Genomic DNA, 17,644 nt, shown 5'->3' with positions numbered 1-17,644 from the left:
TGGGCGTTTACCTAAGAGTATTTTTCGCCTTGGCTTTGATTTCCTTCGTGATATCATCCTTAACCTTCATGACGATGTTAATTCCTCTGCTTTCTTCAACTCCATTAAATTTTTGTCCTGTACTTAGCGGGGACATATAAAACTCTTGCTTGCTTAGACTGGATTAATTATATTTTAAGCAAATTTTGCCATTCATAAAGGAAGATAGTAGATCTGACCTTCTAGTTCTCCTTCGAGACTACAATCTAAGATGAATAAAAGATCTTCAATTACTCGCCCAATAGAAGCATCAAAAGTAACTTCAATAACTCCTGTCATGGATTGACCTGCCGCCATGCGCTCATAGGCATAGTGGGTTACGGTAGCAACATCATGAGTTAAAAGTACACGATTTTCTTGGGCTGCCCACTCTAGTACTGTCGGATCATCCGCTCCTGCTAAACCCACATCTCGAACATGAACTAAGTCAACATCTGGCTTACGGCGTAGCAAACCTCTGATAATTGTGTTATCGAAGTTTTCATCAGCTAGGAACTTCATGAAGCTTGCTCTACCTGACGTGCAATTAATCTGTCGCGCAATCCTTGAGGATCAAATTTTGCCTCGTTCATCTTGCGGATTGTTTGCGCTTGATTTTGCCGTTGCTGTAAATATGTTTCAACCTCTTGCTGATGATTGAGGTAAAAGCTAATGGTGGTATAAACATCGGCTAGTTTCAGGGATGGATAGCGATAAACAATTTCTTCAGCAGTTGCCCCATTCTGAAAGGTTTTGATGACTGTATCGAGGGTGACGCGGGTTTTGCCAACGCGCACTACGCCATTGATGTCGGTTTTGAGTGGAACTGGTTCAGCAGTAACTACTAATGTCATAATATTTTTTAGATTAACCAATGTTAAATATCGTTCAAATCCTACCGATCTAAAATTGCATCATAATCGCTATGTATGCCAATCCAAAACAAGAATGACTTTAATTTGCTAAACCTGCTGCATACTCGCGATTGATCTCGTCTAATAATTGATCAAGTTTTCCAGAGTCAAGATCGTCTTCTATTTGCTGATCCCATATTTGCTCAGGGTAATCGATTAGCCATGTTGTTAGGTTGGCTAATTCCTTAACAGATAGCTTTTTTATTGCTGTTTCTAGTTCTTGGATGCTCATAATTTTTTATCAACAATCTATAACGACTATATTACCTTTCGAGTTTGGGCGATATCTTGATTGCTCTGCGAGAGGAGATCGCTTGTTACCATTTTTCATCGTGAAGGCTGTACTAGAATCGGGAATAATTCATATTTCTTTAGGTAAGATGTAATTCATCAGATAACTTACAAGTATCACCGTAGTATTTGCTAAAATCAAATATATATCTTTAAGGTTTAGCTATGTCTGAAATCGCTATAACTATAAACAAGAATACTCATGAGGTTCTTTTAAGACTTTCTAAACAGTCTGGTGATAATTTACAAACTTTGCTAGACAAAGCGGTGGAGCAATATCGCAGACAGTTGTTTCTCTTGCAAGCAAATCAGGCTTTTGCGGCTTTAAGGAAAGACGAGTTACTGTGGCAAGATGAGCTTAATGAGCGTCAGAAATGGGATCAAATATTAGCTGATGGTGTAAAGAAGCTATGCATATAGAAAAATTGCGGATGCAAAACTTCAGGGGCTTCAAAGATGTCACTATAGATTTTCCATCAAATCTTGCTGTTTTTATTGGTGTGAATGGCTCTGGTAAATCAAGTGTTATCGATTGTTTGGATAGTTTATTGTTTGAATTAGTGCGCCAAGTTCTTTTAGTTCAAAGAAATGGCAAAGGAAATTCTGTATATGACTTGAATCCCAGTTTTTCAGAAAGTGATATTTCTAACGAATGTCGAGAAACTATAAATGAGTTAACAGTCTCATCTTCGGATTTAAAGAAACAATTTTCTAGAAATCTTCAATTACTATACTTTTTTGGATATCCTTCAAGTAGCGACGAAGAACCTCGGCGTAGTTTTGAACTTAGCAAACTTGATGATGCAGAAAATTTCAAAGAATTTATTCATACTCAAATAGACAGTCATCCAAACCGAAGCATTCCAATTGTAGTTTGCTATTCCACCAAAAGATCAGTTACACATTATAGTTTGTCTGGAAGCGATCCTTGGTTCCCGAATAGAGCTAAGCTATCTCAACTGCATTGTTATACAGATGCTACTAATCAGTATGAAATTAATTTCCACACATTTTTTGCATGGTTTAAACACAATGAAGATTTAGAACAAGAGCTTAAATTAGACGGTGATTTGAATTATCAAGACTACCAATTAAATTTTGTAAGGCAGGCGATTTTATCTATATTACCTGACTATACAGATATGAAGGTAAAAAGATCGCGTATGCAGATTGTGCTTAAAAAGCAAGACCATGAGCTAGTACTTAATCAGCTTTCTGATGGTGAAAAAAATCTATTAGTGATGGTTGCAGATATTGCGAGAAGATTAGCGATCGCTAATCCAGATCCTACAAAAAATGCATTAGAAGGCGAAGGAATTGTTCTAATTGATGAAATAGAACTACATTTACATCCTCAGTGGCAACGCGATATTATTCCGCGTCTGACAAGTACTTTCCCCAACTGTCAGTTTATTGTTACAACTCACTCCCCTCAAGTTCTGAGTAACGTTAAAAAAGAGAACGTATTTATTGTTGAAGATTTTCAAGTTTATCCTGCTGATGCCTATACCTTTGGACGTGATAGTAACTCGATTTTATCCGAACTAATGGGAGTCACTGAAAGACCTGTAGAAATTCAAAATAAACTAACGGAATGCCTATATAAAATCGATGATGGTCAAATCGAAGAAGCCAAAATATTGCTGCATGAATTATCTGATTTACTTGGTCATAACGACTCAGAAATTGTGAAGGCAAATACTCTGATTAGTTTTTTGTCTAAGGTGAAATGAAAAAGATCATCAAACAATCAGAGCCTAGATCTCTTGTAGAACATCGATCTCAAGCTAATGCTAACTATGACAACTATCCAGACAAAGATAAACTTAGAGAATCTTTGCTAAAAGAACAAGGATATATTTGTTGCTATTGTATGAGTCGCATCAAATTAGATGAAATGAAGATAGAACATTGGCAACCTCAAACCAAATACATATCTCGTCAACTCGACTATAGGAATTTGCTCGGTGCTTGCATGGGTAAACAAGGAGCGCGTCCTCAAAAGCAACATTGTGATACAAGAAAAGGAGATAGTGAAATTACAATCAATCCCATAGAAGGCGATAAAAACTGTGAAAACCTAATCAGATATCGTCCTGATGGTGAAATTTATTCTATTGACACATCGATCAATCGCGATTTGAATGAGACTTTAAACTTAAATCTCGAATTTCTAAAAAAGAATCGCAAAGCTGCTCTGGATGTTGTACTTGATCAACTTCGGAAAAAATTTCCAAATACAACTTGGACGACAAATATCCGACAAAAAGTTATCAATGATCTGAGTGATAAAGATGCAAATGGTTACTATAGTGAATATTGCCAAATAGCCATTTGGTACTTGAAATACAAATTATAGCGATCGCCTAAAAGCTATAATCAACCGCAAGTCTATAAATTTTTGTAAATATGTCGTCTCCAACCCCTGACGTACCAGCGAGCGAGTCTCGCGAAGCCCGTACCCGCCAAATGCTCGGAATGAAAGGTGCGGACATTAAAGAAGCTTCGATCTGGAAGATCCGCTTGCAATTGATGAAACCGATTACATGGATACCCCTAATGTGGGGCGTACTCTGTGGCGCTGCATCCTCTGGTGATTTTACATGGTCGATAGAAAATGTATTTAGATCGCTACTTTGTATGCTCATGTCAGGGCCGCTTCTGACGGGCTATACCCAGACGATTAATGATTACTACGATCGCGAAATTGACGCAATTAACGAACCATATCGCCCGATTCCATCGGGAGCAATCCCTCTCAATCAAGTCATTGCTCAGATCTGGATTTTGTTGCTCGGTGGTATTGGCGTTGCCGCGATTCTCGATATCACCGCAGGTCATGCCGACTTTATCATGACCAAATTAGCACTAGGCGGCTCATTTGTTGCCTATATCTATTCTGCGCCACCTTTAAAGCTCAAGCAGAATGGTTGGCTCGGTAACTATGCCCTAGGAGCCAGCTATATCGCCCTACCTTGGTGGGCAGGACATGCCCTCTACGGACATCTCAACTGGACAGTAGTAATTGTCACCTTGATTTACAGCTTCGCAGGTTTAGGGATTGCCGTAGTTAACGACTTTAAGAGCGTGGAAGGCGATCGCGAATTAGGATTAAAATCTTTGCCCGTGATGTTTGGAGTCCAGAGAGCCGCTTTACTATCAGCAACAGCGATCGATGTCTTCCAAATTGGTATCGCCATTTACTTGGTTACTGTTGGCGAACAGTTACTAGCGAGTTTGATTGTACTATTGGTGATTCCGCAAATTACCTTCCAAGATATGTACTTCCTCCGCGATCCGCTTAAAAATGATGTGAAATATCAAGCTAGCGCCCAACCATTTCTGGTAATCGGGATGTTGGTCGCAGGAATTGCCATGGGACATGCAGGAATCTAATTATATCAATTCCCAAAATGGCAACGCCATTTTGGGAATCTCAAAAATCTATGGGATTTATTTTTTATAGCTATCGCCAAATGTACTGGGACATAAACTCCAAGAATTGACTGGTGGCGCTTCGCACCGCCAGCCAATTCTTGGGGTTTGATTTGTCCTAATTCAAGTGACTGTAGCTATAATTCATTGAATTGTTGGTTTGTCTCAGTAAATTGCCATCATTCTAAATATTAAGTATGACAATGCAAGTTTTGCTTAGAACATGAAACCCCAAAGATGAGTGACGGTGCGAAGCACCGCCACTCATCTTTGGGGCTTTGACTTGTATAGCTGCCAACAGTCTTAAATTAGGACAAAATGAAAACCCAAAATAGTGTTGCCGCGCTCTGCGCAGCAACACTATTTTGGGTTTTATGTTCTGATACATTTGACAGCAGCTATACTAACTAACTCAAGCATTATAGGTAGCGCTTTGTGCTTTGATTATACTTAATGGGAAATAGCTCCTAAAGGGTGATTTAGTGATGATGAATGTTGATTATTATCTATAGGCAAAGAAAGCCGATACATCAGATATCATTTGCCAATATTCATGATTAAACATCAAGACCGAAGACCGCGATCGCCAATCGCTATACCAAATAAATCATTGAGGGATAAATCATTGAGTAAGTCATTAGGCGCTGTAATTGGTGTTTTGCTGGTTTCTTGCTCTGCCGCACCCCAAGGTAATGGAGTGCGCGCAGTTCCCGTACCAATTTCTGCGGTGGAGACAGGAACCGTCACCGATAGCTCAGATTACGTCGCCAATTTACAATCGCGCCAATCTGTCACCCTTCAACCAAGAGTGGACGGCTATGTGCAAGAGATTTATGTTAAAGCAGGTGATCGGGTCGAGGCAGGAACGCCTATTTTACGGATCGATCCCGCGACTCAACAAGCCGCAGTACAGCAGTCAGTAGCAACCTTAGCAACTTCCCAGTCTGACTTTGAAAGTGCTAAAGCCACTCTTGCTCAACTAACTGCCAGTAAAGAGTCCACCTTATCTAGTCTTGATTTCAATCAAAAAGAGTATAAGCGCTATTCTGATTTGGTGACACAAGGAGCGTTCGCAAGGCAAAAGCTGGATGAAGTTTCTAATAACTTAAGAAGTGCTAGAGCCGAACTAGGGAAAATCGATGCCCAGATCGAGGCTCAAAAAGCTAGTATTAACAGTGCCGCAACAAGGATCGAAGCCTCTCGCGCTGGCGCAGTTCAACAAGAAGTTCAATTAGATTACTATACGATAACTGCTCCTTTTGCAGGTATCGTGGGCGATATTCCTGTTAAGGTCGGCGATAATGTAAATAGTACGACCCAACTAACGACAGTCACGCAAAACCAAGTATTAGAAGTCCAGATTGCCGTACCCATTGAGAATGCACCGCGATTGAGAATGGGAATGCCCGTGGAGTTGTTAGACGCTCAGGATAAATCCCTTGTTAAAGGAAATGTGGCTTTTATTTCGCCAAATATCAATTCTCAAAATCAATCAGTTTTGGTAAAAGCGAACTTTAATAATGGAAACAATCAGCTAAAGGCAAATCAGTTTGTTAGAGCGAGATTGATTTGGGATTCTCGTTCTGGCGTTGTCGTTCCTACCTCCGCAATTTCTCGCCTTGGCGGTCAAGATTTTATCTTTGTTGCCGAAGAAAGTTCGGTAAATGGGCAAACACAACTAGTTGCTAACCAAAAAGCCATTAAGCTCGGCAAAATTACTGGTAACAAACAAGAGGTATTAGAAGGGCTAACTTCTAAAGATAGGATCGTCGTTGCTGGAATTCTCCAACTCCGCAACGGTGCGCCGATCGCCCCCCTTGCAGAACAGCCTAAAAAATAGCTATAGCTGTCGCCAATTGTACTAGGACATAAACGCCAAGGATTGACTGGCGGAGCTTCGCGCCGCCAGTCAATCCTTGGCGTTTGATTTGTCCTAAGTCAAGTGACTGTAGCTACTTAATTAAGGCTAAATAATAGCAAGTTAAGAAATGGCTACGCCATTTCTTAACTTGCTATAACCCCGAATAATTGATTTAGGATTTAGAATTTGCTAGAAGCATTGAGATTATTTGCTTGCTGCAAGGCGGATATCTGTTGTTGCACCGATGGCGAGTATAAACGCAGGTAATTCCAATAGTTACCTAAAACCTTCGATACATAATCTCTGGTTTCGTCGTAGGGAATGCTATTGACAAAATCATCGGGATCGCCAATTCCCCTAGACTCTACCCATCGTCCTACTGCTCCAGGTCCTGCATTATAACTGGCTACGGCAAGCATCGAATTATCGCCATAGCGACTATGGGTATAGTCTAAGTACCAAGTTCCAAAACTGATATTATCTTCGGGATTATCGAGGTTGTAGTTGTTGATCCCCTTTTTACTGGCGATCCATGATCCCGTGTCGGGCATAATTTGCATCAGTCCGATCGCACCTGAGCGAGAACGAATTTGCGCTTCAAAGCGTGACTCTTGACGCACTAACCCGATGACAAGGGCTGGAGAAAGCTTGCGATCGTTTGCCCAATTGGAAATCAAGTCCCAATAATGGAAGGGGTAAAGGGATTTCATATAGGCAGGATGCTGCTTAAGCTGGGCAATATCTGCCTTTTGCGACTGCGGCACATCAATCCAATCTAAACTTTCGAGGGTTTTAATACCGATGAGATTGTCTTGATTGGCTACGCGCAATACACCATCGTTAAAAATTTCCTTGGGTTCGAGGTTCCGCTTACCCGCAATTTCCGATCGCCATTGAGATCTAGCATCGCGATCCAAACCCAGAATATACAGTTCTTGCAGCTTTGCCGAGCCCACGGGTAAACTCTGGCGGGCACTGGGCAAGGCGATCTTTGGCGTAGTGTAACGAGCCGTAGTAAAAGTTCCTACTTGCCAACCTAGGGAACTCGCGGCACGCCATGCGTAATAGGAATCAGGGTGTTGTCGAATTGTAAACTCAAAAAACCTTTTGGCTTTCGCCTTATCCCCAGTTTGGTTTGCCCATTTCCCTGCCCAAAAACTTGCCTCGGCGGCGGATTTACTGTCAGGGGAATTGGCAATTAATGCTTCAACTGAGGCGATCGCCTTAGGGGTTTGTCCTCCCTGCGCTTGACCTTTAGCAATCCGCCAACGTAGATCTGCGGCTGCCTCACTATTACCGTATTTTTCTAACAATAGATTCCTTGCGCCACTAGCTGCTTTAGGGCTATCGAGTTTATCCTGCAAAATGGTAGCCTTGAGAGCTAACGCTTCGCCTGCGGTATCGGGATAGCTGGCAATAATGCGATCGGTGGCGGCAAGGGCTTCTTCTGGCGAATCTATCTGCGTAATCCGAATTAGGGCTCGCGGTGCTTGGGGGCTCTGTGGAAACTGCTGCACGACACGATTATAGGCCGCGATCGCCGCATCAAATTGTTTGCCCCGATGGAGGCTACGGGCGTAGTTATAGGCTGTGATGGGGTTAGGCGTAGCCCGACTGTAGGCATTAGCGGCTCGACCAAATTCAAAATTGTAATAGTAAGCATCAGCAACTGCCCACCACTGATCAGTGGTAAGCGCAGGAGAACTCGCTACCAGACGATTGAGGATGGGTACGATTTCTTTGTAATCGCTAAAGTAGGTGGCTAAGTGCGCCATGAGATCGACTCGATTGGGATCCTGCGCTAATAGACGCAGCACAACTTCTTGCGATCGCGCATGGGCAGGAAATTTTTGTAAAAGCTGTTGGTTTTGCCCCAGCGCAAACAGAGCTTCAGCCGTAGCAGGACTATTGGGGAACTTGGCTAAGAGACTTTCCCAAGTAGTTTTGGCTGCTTGCAGATCGCGGAGTTGGGTTTGGGCCTGTGCGCGTTTCAGTAGAATGTAATCGGCGAGGACGGGATAATTTTCTTCTAGTCGATCAAGAGTGGCGATCGCTTCACGCGCTTTGCGATTATTGAGATAGATATCAGCAAGTACCAAACGGGCTCGCATGGACTCAGCATCATTACTGGAGCTTGGCGTTTTGGCTTGAGTTTCGAGTTTAGCAATCCTGAGATCGATCGGAGAGTAGATCAAAGGGTCGAAGGAATTGGTGTTACTAGCAAGGCTGGAATTCAGACTGAGATTATCCTCAGAAGTTGCTGAGATTAGTGGGGCGCTAGCTCCTGCTAATGTAGCACTGAGCATAAGCACAATTGACCAACGCATTAATTTTCTCATCCCGATACATTCTTAATGGTCAGCATCCTAGCATTTTTTATAGATATGATAAAACAAACCTTTGCGAAAAAGAATTATGGGGAATTACGAGGCAATCTGCGAATGGATAACTTTCTAAAAAATTTGCTAGTTATTTTTCTGGTTCTTGTGTGAATACGTAAAAGTAATGAAATAAAACAAAGAATTGTTAGATAAGTTGGTTTGATAAAGTTAACGCTGAAAAACCTATGCTGATTGTCTAATGGTCATTACAGGCTCTCATTTTTGTTTTTAGATGATGATTCTTAACTAATATTATTTAGCCATAGCAATGTAAGTTTTGCTTTAGCCATAAACTCAAAAAGACGAGTAGCAGCGCTTCCCACGACCACTCGTCTTTTTTGATTTGATTTGTACTAACTCAATCAATCATTGCCATAGAGACAATTAAATCTAAAAATCAACAACTGTACTGTATGGCTGCTATATAGCTGTCGCCAATTGTACTAGGACATAAAACCCAAGAATTAATTGGCGGCGCGAAGCGCCGCCAATTAATTCTTGGGTTTTAATTCAAGTGACTGTAGCTATAGCTTCGACTATGCTCAGTTAACCTTCTCTTCTTGGTTACTGCAAGGCGATAGCATATCCGTTACCTATAGCGATTGAGTTACTTAACTATCCTTGGTCTTTGCAAGTACAAAGCTACTTAGCGATCGCTGCACCGACAAAATCGGAATCTGAGTAATCGCTTCCGTCGCAAAGGCATAGGTAAGTAAATTCGCCGCACTCTCGGCATCGATCGCCCGACTTTGGAGATAGAAGATTTCTTCGGCATCCAATTGGCTAACCGTTGCCCCGTGAGCGCATTTAACATTATCCGCAAAAATTTCTAATTGAGGTTTAGTATCCACTCGCGCCTTGCCCGATAGCAACAAATTGCGGCTTAGCTGTGCCGAATCAGTCTGTTGGGCTAACTTCGCGACTTGGATTTTGCCATTAAAGATCGCATGGGAGTGACCATCGGCAATGCATTTATGCAATTGCTTGCTAGAGCCGTGGGGATAGTTGTGGGCAATGCAAGAATGGGTATCGGCTAATTGGTCATCGTCAATAAAGGCTAAACCTGTGAGCGAAGTTTCCGTTTGTTCCGCCATTTGATGCACAATCAAATTTTGACGAGAAATCTTTGCCCCAAAGCTAATCGCTTGATTCTTATAGACACTATTTTTAGCTTGGGCGATCGCTATAGTATTAATATGAATCGCTTCGTTCCCCTGCTGTTGCACCTTGGTGTGATTGACCTGAGCGCCTTCCGCTAGCCAAACTTCCGTCACCGCATTGGTGAAATAAATGTGATTATTTTCGCCAACAAAGGTTTGTACAAAGGTCAATTGGCTATGGGTTTCGGCAATCACCAAACAACGAGGCTGGGTGATTAAAGTCGCCTCACCTGCTTGGGGAGCAGAGATAAAGAGTAATTGCACAGGATTCTCGACCACCAAATTTTTAGGCGCGAGAATAATCGCCACATCTTCCATGCAAGCCGTATTGAGACTTGCAAAATAATCATTCGCATCGGGATGCTGGGCGAGGTGCGATCGCAATTTTGGCAACAGGCGATCGCCAAGACTAGCTAATGTCCCAATAACTAAGCCTTCAGTTACATCACTAGTATCGGACAAGTCCTTGCGATATTTTCCATTCACAAATACTAGACAGTTGCCTAAAGATTCTGGCGCAATATTATTGGCAATCAGCGCTTCAAGGTTAGCTGTGCGGGAAGCGATCGCAGGTTGATTGGCAAAAGTCAAAGTCCCCAAAGCGGAAACATCGGTATATTTCCATTCTTCGTCTTTAGTGGTGGGGAAAGATAGGGTTGCTAGGCGATCGCTAGCCAACTGACGCAGATTGCTAACAAAATCGTTAGTATCCTGATCAGGACTTGCAGTATCAGAGCGCAAACCTACAACTTGAGCTACAAATTGTTCACTATTTACAGCCAGTTTACTGCGCGTACTTAACGCACCCTTAAATTCCGCTTGATCTTCCAATTGTTCAGAAACTTGAATAGCCATTATGCCAACACCGCCTCTTCTTCCTTGAGCCAGTCATAGCCCTTCTCTTCTAGTTCTAGCGCCAAGTCCTTACCACCCGTGAGAATGATCTTGCCATTTTCCATCACATGAATGAAGTCGGGAATAATGTAATTGAGCAAGCGCTGATAGTGGGTAATGACGAGAGAGGAATTATGAGGCGTTGAGAGTTTATTCACACCACCAGCCACAATTCGCAATGCATCAATATCTAGCCCTGAATCCGTCTCATCCAGAATTGCTAACGTGGGATCGAGAATCGCCATCTGCAAGATTTCATTACGCTTCTTCTCACCACCCGAAAATCCTTCATTAACACTACGGCTCAAGAATGATGGATTCATTTCCACAATTTCCAACTTTTCTTGAATGAAGTCATCAAAATCAATAATATCTAACTCCTCTAACCCCTTATGCTTGCGCAAATTGTTATAGGACAAGCGCAAGAAATCAGAATTCGTTACCCCTGGAATTTCCAGTGGATATTGGAAAGCTAAAAATATGCCTTCTCTAGATCTAATTTCAGGTTCTAAATCTAAAAGATTCTTACCCTTATACCAAATCTCGCCGCCCGTGACGGTATAGGCAGGATGTCCTGCTAATACTTTAGAGAAGGTGCTTTTGCCCGATCCGTTGGGGCCCATAATCGCATGGACTTCACCAGCCTTAATTTCGAGATTTAGTCCTTTAAGAATCTGGACTCCATCCACTTCCGCAGTCAAATCCTTGACTGATAAAATTACTTCACTATTTTCGACAATCATCTATGTTTCTCTTAACAGTTATTTAATATTGTATAGCGTTTTGCATGACTGTGTACTCATTTGTAAAACAAAAAACAATCAGAGTAAGGGTTTGCGCTTTTGATTTTGCCTTAGAAAAAATCAAAAGCGGTATACTTATGTAGTAGATAGATATTGGCAGAACAAGAGTGAGAAACCATGTCTTACAATGCTTTTACGTTACGCAAAGCGAAGGAAGAACTAAATCTCAATTTTATCGAAGGGGTAAGATTTTTACCTGATTTAGATGTAATTGCTCCTAGCGCCAACCTGACTGAATTTTTACAAGAAAGTATTCCGCTAGCGATCGCTATGGGATCAGAAAAAGCGCGATCAGAATTAATTATTTCGCCCATTCTATTTGAAGTAAGAAAACAGCTTGATCGGCAAATTAGCTTTTTTTCAGGGGAAGAGTTTAATGTGGATGAAAGTATTGGTTTAAATGGGGTTTGTGATTTCTTGGTTAGTCGTTCAACCGAGCAGTTGTTTGTAGAAGCCCCTGTAGTGGCGATCGTGGAAGCGAAAAAGGATGACTTGAAATCAGGTTTAGGTCAATGTATTGCGGAAATGGTCGCTGCACAAAGGTTTAACTTGAGTCGAGAAAATGCGATCGATGTCATTTATGGTTGTGTGACTAGTGGCAATCGCTGGCTATTTTTACAATTGAAGGAACAAAATTTAACCATAGATTTAGAAGAATATGTCGTTCCTCCTGTGAATTGGTTGCTTAATGCTTTGGCATGGATGTGTAAACCAGATCTAATCTAATAGCTAGAAAGACTTAAGCATTTGGATAATCCGTTAGTGTAACATCATGCATCAATTACTTAAAGATGAAGGGTTACTAATTCAATGCATTCCACTCATCAACCGTGATTTCTCTACCTAAAATATTTTCAATTTCTTTTATCATCATTTTTAGCTGTGGAACGGAATTCCTTTACGCTTACATGGTGCTAATCGGCTCACTTTTTAGCTCCTGATTTAGATCGATTCCACTAATGATCGGTAAATGATGACCTAGCTTTAAACCTAAAAACAACCAGTCTTCAAATACAGATTGCACTTCATATTCGCATTCCCGTAAAGTTTCGCCAAAAGCAATTACACTGTGACAATTTGGAATACGTCCAACAAAAGAGTTATCCTCCAGCTTGTCGTAGGTTGCTTGTCTGAGAGCTTGCTCTACATAATCACTAAGAATAAATTTAACAGCCATATTAACTACCTACATATTCATCTTCAAAGACCTCTGCCCAAGTTAAACCTAGAATATCAGATTTACAATTCATCTCAGCTTTGGCTTTGCGCTTTGCTTTGATAAAAGCCTGATCCCAAAGCGATTCGATAAACTCTCGATTGAGACTAGGCATCTCTTCTTGGCTTTCCTCGATCGCATCACGCGCATCAAGAATCGAAACAATCCAACTCCAACTCCGCTTATTTGGCTGGGTTTTCCACTTAATAATGTGCATCATTAAGCGAATTAATTGACTTTTAAGAGCTTGACGTTCTGATCTTGACATTGCCTCAACTAGTGCATTCAGTGCGGCTTTTGCTTCTTCCGTTTGTCCTTGTTGGAGCAAAGTTTGAGCAGCCTCAGCAGTTTGGAAATGAGAGTTAATTGCCATCATCTTCCAGTCTGTTTTCGGATTTGTTTTGGGATTTGCTAGCATTTCCACACCTCCTTAGTTTCAAACCGTGGTTAATAATTGCATGGCACGCTTCAATATTTCCGATTGATTCACCATTTTACCAAGGGCGATCGCATCATAAGCACCACCAAAAGCCTCTAGTTTGGCATTGTCTAAAGCGCGATCATAGGCAACTTCGAGGATTTCTTGAATTTCGCGATCGCTTAAATAATTACCACCAGCCTTACGCCGTTTGTTAGTACGTTGAATTGAGAAAATAGCATTACGGATTGACACATCCCAAGAACTTGTAGAACGCTTTTCGGCAGACTGCTTGATTAGATGTATCAAAAGAATTACAGCATAAATTTGGATTTTGTTGATCTTATCGTCTTTGCTCATCTCTTCTAGCTCATCAATCAGCATCAGAGCAGATTGGGTATCTCCTCTCTGAATTAGCGATCGTAGTTCTATGAGTTCTTCCATATTGTTTTTTATTAGCTTTTAGCCTTTAGCTTTTAGCGGTTAGCTTTAATTTACTGTATGACTAAATATTTATCAGAACTGAAGACTAAAAGCCAACCGCTAATCACCAAATCCACTAAAGCTAAATACTAAAAGCTAATAGCTAATCGCTAAAAGCTAACAGCTAATAACTATCCAACACTATTCTCTAACTTCAGAGCCAAAAGCTTATCTGCCTCAACTGCAAACTCCATCGGCAAAGCGTTAAATACTTCCTTACAGAAGCCGCTAATGATCATCGACACTGCATCTTCTACAGCGATACCACGTTGTTGGAAATAGAAGAGTTGTTCTTCACCAATTTTAGAAGTGGAGGCTTCATGCTCGACTCTGGCGGTATTGTTTTGGACTTGGATATAGGGGAAAGTATTCGCTTGGGAGCAATCGCCGATTAGCATTGAGTCGCATTGAGAATAATTTCTCGCTCCTTCAGCTTTTGGTGAAATCTTCACTAAGCCGCGATAGCTATTTTGGGAGCCACCTGCGGAAATACCTTTAGAAACGATTTTACTGCGGGTATTTTTGCCGATATGTACCATTTTTGAGCCAGTATCCGCTTGTTGCTTGTTGTTAGTCAGCGCTACAGAGTAAAACTCACCCACAGAATTTTCACCGACTAAGACACAACTGGGATATTTCCAAGTAATTGCCGAGCCAGTTTCTACTTGTGTCCAAGAAATTTTAGAGTTCTTGCCTTGGCATAAGCCGCGCTTGGTTACGAAATTATAAATACCGCCTTTGCCGTTTTTATCGCCAGCGTACCAGTTCTGCACGGTGGAATATTTGACTTCCGCATCATCGAGGGCAACTATTTCCACAACTGCGGCGTGCAATTGATTCGTATCAAACATCGGTGCAGTACAGCCTTCGAGATAGCTCACATAGCTACCTTCTTCGGCAACAATCAAGGTACGCTCAAACTGTCCAGAATCGCCATTATTAATGCGGAAATAGGTGGACAAGTCCATGGGACATTTCACACCTTTGGGGATATAGACAAAGGAACCATCGCTAAATACGGCGGCGTTTAGCGCCGAAAAATAGTTATCAGCGATCGGCACAACGCTTCCTAGATATTTTTTGATGAGTTCGGGGTATTCATGCATCGCCTCCGAGATCGAGCAGAAAATTACGCCGACTTTGGCTAAATCTTTTTTAAAGGTAGTCGCGACGGAAACGCTGTCAAAAATCGCGTCAACGGCAACATTGGCGAGACGCTTTTGCTCAGATAGGGAAATACCTAATTTCTCAAAGGTATCGAGCAATTCGGGATCGACTTCATCGAGGCTTGCCTTTTTCTTGGACTGCTTGGGGGCGGAATAGTAAACGATATCTTGATAATCGATCGCAGGATAGTCCACATGCGCCCAAGTCGGTTCTTGCATCTTTAACCATTGGCGATACGCTTTGAGGCGAAATTCCAGCATATATTCTGGCTCATTTTTTTTAGCCGAAATCATGCGGACGACATCTTCGCTAAGCCCGCGAGGAATCGTGTCCGACTCAATGGACGTAACAAATCCGTATTTGTATGGTTGGTTGACAAGTGCTTGAACCGTTGCAGTCATGTCAGTGGAGGCTCCTGATAAATTTAAGGCTCGAATTAAGGCTCGAATTAGGAATCGAATAAGGTTTGCGATGTCTCAAAGTGACATTGCAAAAAGTTATTAGCTATTATTTAGCTATTTATTTAGCTATAATGCTACTAAAACAACTTACTTGTTTCTTTACTAATTGTAGGTTACATTAACAACACATAGGTTGTCAAAGTCAATTTTTTTATAAATATTGCGATTGCGATCTGAATTGCAAAGCATGGCAAATCGACAATATGATTAGGAGCTTATTTTATGCAAACTCCCCTTGGTCTTGTTGAAATGGTTGGGCTAGACTTAAAAACAGACAGTAAAGGTGATGCTAAACATGATCCCAAGCATGATACCAAGCATGATATTTTGCAGCATTTACTAAAGCGTGGCGAGGCAACCGCCCAAGAGCTTGCTGAGAAGTTAGATATTAGTCCGCAGGCTATTCGCAAGCATTTAAAAGATTTAGAAACTGAGGGGGCGATCTATCACACCGCCGAGCAGTTGGGTATGGGTCGTCCTCAGTTTATTTATGCCTTGACTGCCGCAGGACGCGATCGCTTTCCCGATAGTTACAACCAATTTGCCGTAAATTTCTTAGATACACTCATCGATACCCTTGGCAAGGAGCAGGTATCGGAGGTGTTACACAAACAGTGGCAACGCAAAGCTCAGCATTATAAGTCGCAATTGGGAGGTGGTTCCCTCAGGCAAAGATTGGAGAAATTAGCGGAAATTCGGCGATCAGAAGGTTATGTGACGGAATGGTTTCCTATTGAGGGAAATGATCTGGAAAATCAGAACTTTATTTTTACGGAGTATAACTGTGCGATCGCCCATGTTGCCGAGTCATTTCCGAATGTGTGTGGGCATGAGCTGGAAATGTTTGCGACCGTTCTAGGTTGCCCTGTGGAACGAACTCACTGGATGGTTAACGGTGAGCATCGTTGTGGATACTTAATCCAAAATTCCATTCATTGAGGGCTGGAGCTTAGTGATCGCCCTCAATAATTCTGCTAGCATAATTAAGTAGCTGAGTATAAATAGACTAAAAGCCTAAAACGCTGGGCCACTCGCACAGCGGGCGGCACAGGGTCTGTTTTTATTCTTTAAATATGCTGATGTGCTTATTAAGCTTGAAATCAATATTAAAAAAATAGGAAAAAATATGAGTCAGACTCTAACGAGAGAGAATGTGGAAAATGTTTTAGATGAGTTGCGCCCTTATCTAATGTCCGATGGTGGCAATGTGGAACTAGTAGATATTGAAGGTCCTATCGTGAAATTGCGCTTACAAGGTGCTTGTGGCTCTTGCCCTAGTTCGGCAATGACTCTCAGAATGGGTATTGAGCGGAAGTTAAAGGAAGAAATTCCTGAAATCAGCGAAATTGAGCAGGTTTTCTAAATAGGTAAGTATGGGTGGCGCTTTGCGCCGCCCGTCCTTTTAGCATCACAAATTCTTGAATCGGTAGAGAAATGCCGCATCGAGCGCTGTCATCTTTGCCTTAGATTTATTGAGTATTTCGGGTTGAGGTGGATTTGGATTGTGAAGCGTAGAAAGATAAAGTTTAGATTGAGCTTGTTAGGTTTATCGAGTTTCGCGATCGCTTTAAGTGGATGCATTTCGGCATCTCATTCTCAACTAACTGACAGTATCAAAACTTCAAATATCAGAACTACGAATGTCCCAAATCAGCAAATTGTAGCAACCCCATCAGCAGCTATTTCCCCATCACCAAAAATAGATGCTGTAGAAAAATGCTCTGAAGCGAAAGCAGTAATGCCTAGCCAAAAATTTAAGTTGAGGAAATGCCATAGTTTAGACTGGCGCGAAAATAAATTCATTCTCGAACGAGACAATAAAGAAATAGGAAATTGGAAAGCAAAATTTTCTTTGAAATTTGATGCATTTGAGGTTGATTTGGATGGAGATGGAAGACAGGAATTAATTGTTGCAGAGCACAACGGAACTAGTAACGGTTTGGGAGTTGCCTATTGGACTATTTATATTTTTTCCGATCCCGCTTACCCCTTACCAAAGCCGATGCAATTTGAAACTCAGGAATATGGCAAGTTAGGAACTTTTGTTCCTGATGGCGATCGCTTTGAAGTTTGGACGACTCAATGGGCGGAGAATGGAGAAACCACGGGAATCATTGGATAGCAATGGCGATATCGAAATGG

The 17,644-nt window shown here is 41.7% G+C and carries 19 protein-coding genes; 9 read left to right on the top strand and 10 right to left on the bottom strand.

Features of this window, described 5'->3' with window-relative positions:
- Window positions 1-192: 192 nt before the first annotated feature.
- From PseudUWO310_RS16005 to PseudUWO310_RS15995, 3 genes are all read right to left on the bottom strand, one after another.
- The gene (locus PseudUWO310_RS16005) at window positions 193-540 is read right to left on the bottom strand and encodes a DUF5615 family PIN-like protein (RefSeq protein ID WP_142603022.1); all 348 of its coding nucleotides are present in this window, start codon (window positions 538-540) and stop codon (window positions 193-195) included.
- On the bottom strand, window positions 537-872 hold the full coding sequence (locus PseudUWO310_RS16000) for a DUF433 domain-containing protein (RefSeq protein WP_142603019.1): 336 nt from the start codon (window positions 870-872) through the stop codon (window positions 537-539). The genes PseudUWO310_RS16005 and PseudUWO310_RS16000 overlap by 4 nt, the downstream gene beginning before the upstream one ends.
- 100 nt (window positions 873-972) lie before the next feature.
- A complete protein-coding gene (locus tag PseudUWO310_RS15995; protein ID WP_142603017.1) occupies window positions 973-1,164 on the bottom strand; it encodes a hypothetical protein in 192 nt (63 codons plus the stop codon).
- A 224-nt stretch (window positions 1,165-1,388) separates the two neighbouring features.
- Between PseudUWO310_RS15995 and PseudUWO310_RS15990 the strand changes: the two genes are divergently transcribed.
- The 5 genes from PseudUWO310_RS15990 (at window position 1,389) to PseudUWO310_RS15970 (ending at window position 6,498) form a co-directional block, all read left to right on the top strand.
- A complete protein-coding gene (locus PseudUWO310_RS15990; RefSeq protein ID WP_142603014.1) occupies window positions 1,389-1,643 on the top strand; it encodes a toxin-antitoxin system protein in 255 nt (84 codons plus the stop codon).
- Window positions 1,634-2,956 (top strand): AAA family ATPase, encoded by a 1,323-nt coding sequence (locus tag PseudUWO310_RS15985; protein WP_142603012.1) that lies wholly within the window; start codon window positions 1,634-1,636, stop codon window positions 2,954-2,956. The genes PseudUWO310_RS15990 and PseudUWO310_RS15985 overlap by 10 nt, the downstream gene beginning before the upstream one ends.
- A complete protein-coding gene (locus tag PseudUWO310_RS15980; RefSeq protein ID WP_142603009.1) occupies window positions 2,953-3,582 on the top strand; it encodes a retron system putative HNH endonuclease in 630 nt (209 codons plus the stop codon). Before PseudUWO310_RS15985 ends, PseudUWO310_RS15980 begins: the two co-directional genes overlap by 4 nt.
- A 50-nt stretch (window positions 3,583-3,632) precedes the next feature.
- Window positions 3,633-4,619: a chlorophyll synthase ChlG gene (gene chlG / locus PseudUWO310_RS15975; RefSeq protein WP_142603006.1), complete on the top strand. Its 987-nt coding sequence runs from the start codon at window positions 3,633-3,635 to the stop codon at window positions 4,617-4,619.
- A 664-nt stretch (window positions 4,620-5,283) separates the two neighbouring features.
- Complete coding sequence (locus tag PseudUWO310_RS15970) at window positions 5,284-6,498, top strand: efflux RND transporter periplasmic adaptor subunit (protein WP_142603004.1); 1,215 nt, start codon at window positions 5,284-5,286, stop codon at window positions 6,496-6,498.
- Window positions 6,499-6,698: 200 nt separating this feature from the next.
- Here PseudUWO310_RS15970 and PseudUWO310_RS15965 read toward each other — a convergent pair whose 3' ends face one another.
- The 3 genes from PseudUWO310_RS15965 to sufC form a co-directional block, all read right to left on the bottom strand.
- Window positions 6,699-8,846: a transglycosylase SLT domain-containing protein gene (locus PseudUWO310_RS15965; protein ID WP_142603002.1), complete on the bottom strand. Its 2,148-nt coding sequence runs from the start codon at window positions 8,844-8,846 to the stop codon at window positions 6,699-6,701.
- A gap of 665 nt (window positions 8,847-9,511) precedes the next feature.
- Window positions 9,512-10,915, bottom strand: coding sequence for a Fe-S cluster assembly protein SufD (gene sufD / locus PseudUWO310_RS15960; RefSeq protein ID WP_142602999.1), 1,404 nt, complete (start codon window positions 10,913-10,915; stop codon window positions 9,512-9,514).
- Window positions 10,915-11,697: a Fe-S cluster assembly ATPase SufC gene (sufC, locus tag PseudUWO310_RS15955; RefSeq protein ID WP_009627519.1), complete on the bottom strand. Its 783-nt coding sequence runs from the start codon at window positions 11,695-11,697 to the stop codon at window positions 10,915-10,917. The genes sufD and sufC overlap by 1 nt, the downstream gene beginning before the upstream one ends.
- 177 nt (window positions 11,698-11,874) lie before the next feature.
- Between sufC and PseudUWO310_RS15950 the strand changes: the two genes are divergently transcribed.
- Entirely contained in the window at window positions 11,875-12,483 is a 609-nt protein-coding gene (locus PseudUWO310_RS15950) for a hypothetical protein (protein ID WP_142602996.1), read from the top strand.
- A gap of 178 nt (window positions 12,484-12,661) precedes the next feature.
- On the opposite strand, the gene PseudUWO310_RS15940 is transcribed toward PseudUWO310_RS15950, so the two are convergent.
- The 4 genes from PseudUWO310_RS15940 to sufB all read right to left on the bottom strand — a co-directional run bounded on the left by PseudUWO310_RS15940 (window position 12,662) and on the right by sufB (window position 15,442).
- Window positions 12,662-12,934 carry a type II toxin-antitoxin system HicB family antitoxin gene (locus tag PseudUWO310_RS15940; RefSeq protein ID WP_142602993.1) on the bottom strand — a complete coding sequence of 91 codons (273 nt, stop codon included), beginning with the start codon at window positions 12,932-12,934 and terminating at the stop codon, window positions 12,662-12,664.
- Between the two features lies 1 nt (window position 12,935).
- A complete protein-coding gene (locus PseudUWO310_RS15935; RefSeq protein ID WP_142602990.1) occupies window positions 12,936-13,391 on the bottom strand; it encodes a DUF29 domain-containing protein in 456 nt (151 codons plus the stop codon).
- Window positions 13,392-13,409: 18 nt separating this feature from the next.
- On the bottom strand, window positions 13,410-13,835 hold the full coding sequence (locus tag PseudUWO310_RS15930) for a DUF29 family protein (protein ID WP_142602987.1): 426 nt from the start codon (window positions 13,833-13,835) through the stop codon (window positions 13,410-13,412).
- Between the two features lie 170 nt (window positions 13,836-14,005).
- Window positions 14,006-15,442, bottom strand: a complete 1,437-nt coding sequence (gene sufB / locus PseudUWO310_RS15925; RefSeq protein ID WP_142602984.1) for a Fe-S cluster assembly protein SufB — start codon at window positions 15,440-15,442, stop codon at window positions 14,006-14,008.
- Between the two features lie 309 nt (window positions 15,443-15,751).
- Between sufB and sufR the strand changes: the two genes are divergently transcribed.
- From sufR to PseudUWO310_RS15910, 3 genes are all read left to right on the top strand, one after another.
- Window positions 15,752-16,441 carry an iron-sulfur cluster biosynthesis transcriptional regulator SufR gene (gene sufR / locus PseudUWO310_RS15920; protein WP_142603027.1) on the top strand — a complete coding sequence of 230 codons (690 nt, stop codon included), beginning with the start codon at window positions 15,752-15,754 and terminating at the stop codon, window positions 16,439-16,441.
- Window positions 16,442-16,628: 187 nt separating this feature from the next.
- Window positions 16,629-16,865, top strand: a complete 237-nt coding sequence (locus PseudUWO310_RS15915) for a NifU family protein (RefSeq protein ID WP_142602981.1) — start codon at window positions 16,629-16,631, stop codon at window positions 16,863-16,865.
- Between the two features lie 141 nt (window positions 16,866-17,006).
- On the top strand, window positions 17,007-17,624 hold the full coding sequence (locus PseudUWO310_RS15910) for a hypothetical protein (RefSeq protein WP_142602978.1): 618 nt from the start codon (window positions 17,007-17,009) through the stop codon (window positions 17,622-17,624).
- Window positions 17,625-17,644: the final 20 nt, after the last annotated feature.

Origin of the sequence: Pseudanabaena sp. UWO310, from assembly GCF_006861605.1 — a bacterium.
In the GTDB taxonomy this organism is placed as follows: domain Bacteria; phylum Cyanobacteriota; class Cyanobacteriia; order Pseudanabaenales; family Pseudanabaenaceae; genus Pseudanabaena.
Note: the sequence above shows the minus strand (reverse complement) of the source record. Positions and strands in the feature narration are given on the sequence as shown.

Excerpts from the sequence above, each read along its gene's own strand:
- PseudUWO310_RS16005 (WP_142603022.1), bottom strand. The coding sequence starts at position 540 with ATGAAGTTCCTAGCTGATGAAAACTTCGATAACACAATTATCAGAGGT.
- PseudUWO310_RS16000 (WP_142603019.1), bottom strand. The coding sequence starts at position 872 with ATGACATTAGTAGTTACTGCTGAACCAGTTCCACTCAAAACCGACATC.
- PseudUWO310_RS15995 (WP_142603017.1), bottom strand. The coding sequence starts at position 1,164 with ATGAGCATCCAAGAACTAGAAACAGCAATAAAAAAGCTATCTGTTAAG.
- PseudUWO310_RS15990 (WP_142603014.1), top strand. The coding sequence starts at position 1,389 with ATGTCTGAAATCGCTATAACTATAAACAAGAATACTCATGAGGTTCTT.
- PseudUWO310_RS15985 (WP_142603012.1), top strand. The coding sequence starts at position 1,634 with ATGCATATAGAAAAATTGCGGATGCAAAACTTCAGGGGCTTCAAAGAT.
- PseudUWO310_RS15980 (WP_142603009.1), top strand. The coding sequence starts at position 2,953 with ATGAAAAAGATCATCAAACAATCAGAGCCTAGATCTCTTGTAGAACAT.
- chlG (WP_142603006.1), top strand. The coding sequence starts at position 3,633 with ATGTCGTCTCCAACCCCTGACGTACCAGCGAGCGAGTCTCGCGAAGCC.
- PseudUWO310_RS15965 (WP_142603002.1), bottom strand. The coding sequence starts at position 8,846 with ATGCGTTGGTCAATTGTGCTTATGCTCAGTGCTACATTAGCAGGAGCT.
- sufD (WP_142602999.1), bottom strand. The coding sequence starts at position 10,915 with ATGGCTATTCAAGTTTCTGAACAATTGGAAGATCAAGCGGAATTTAAG.
- sufC (WP_009627519.1), bottom strand. The coding sequence starts at position 11,697 with ATGATTGTCGAAAATAGTGAAGTAATTTTATCAGTCAAGGATTTGACT.
- PseudUWO310_RS15950 (WP_142602996.1), top strand. The coding sequence starts at position 11,875 with ATGTCTTACAATGCTTTTACGTTACGCAAAGCGAAGGAAGAACTAAAT.
- PseudUWO310_RS15940 (WP_142602993.1), bottom strand. The coding sequence starts at position 12,934 with ATGGCTGTTAAATTTATTCTTAGTGATTATGTAGAGCAAGCTCTCAGA.
- PseudUWO310_RS15935 (WP_142602990.1), bottom strand. The coding sequence starts at position 13,391 with ATGCTAGCAAATCCCAAAACAAATCCGAAAACAGACTGGAAGATGATG.
- PseudUWO310_RS15930 (WP_142602987.1), bottom strand. The coding sequence starts at position 13,835 with ATGGAAGAACTCATAGAACTACGATCGCTAATTCAGAGAGGAGATACC.
- sufB (WP_142602984.1), bottom strand. The coding sequence starts at position 15,442 with ATGACTGCAACGGTTCAAGCACTTGTCAACCAACCATACAAATACGGA.
- sufR (WP_142603027.1), top strand. The coding sequence starts at position 15,752 with ATGGTTGGGCTAGACTTAAAAACAGACAGTAAAGGTGATGCTAAACAT.
- PseudUWO310_RS15915 (WP_142602981.1), top strand. The coding sequence starts at position 16,629 with ATGAGTCAGACTCTAACGAGAGAGAATGTGGAAAATGTTTTAGATGAG.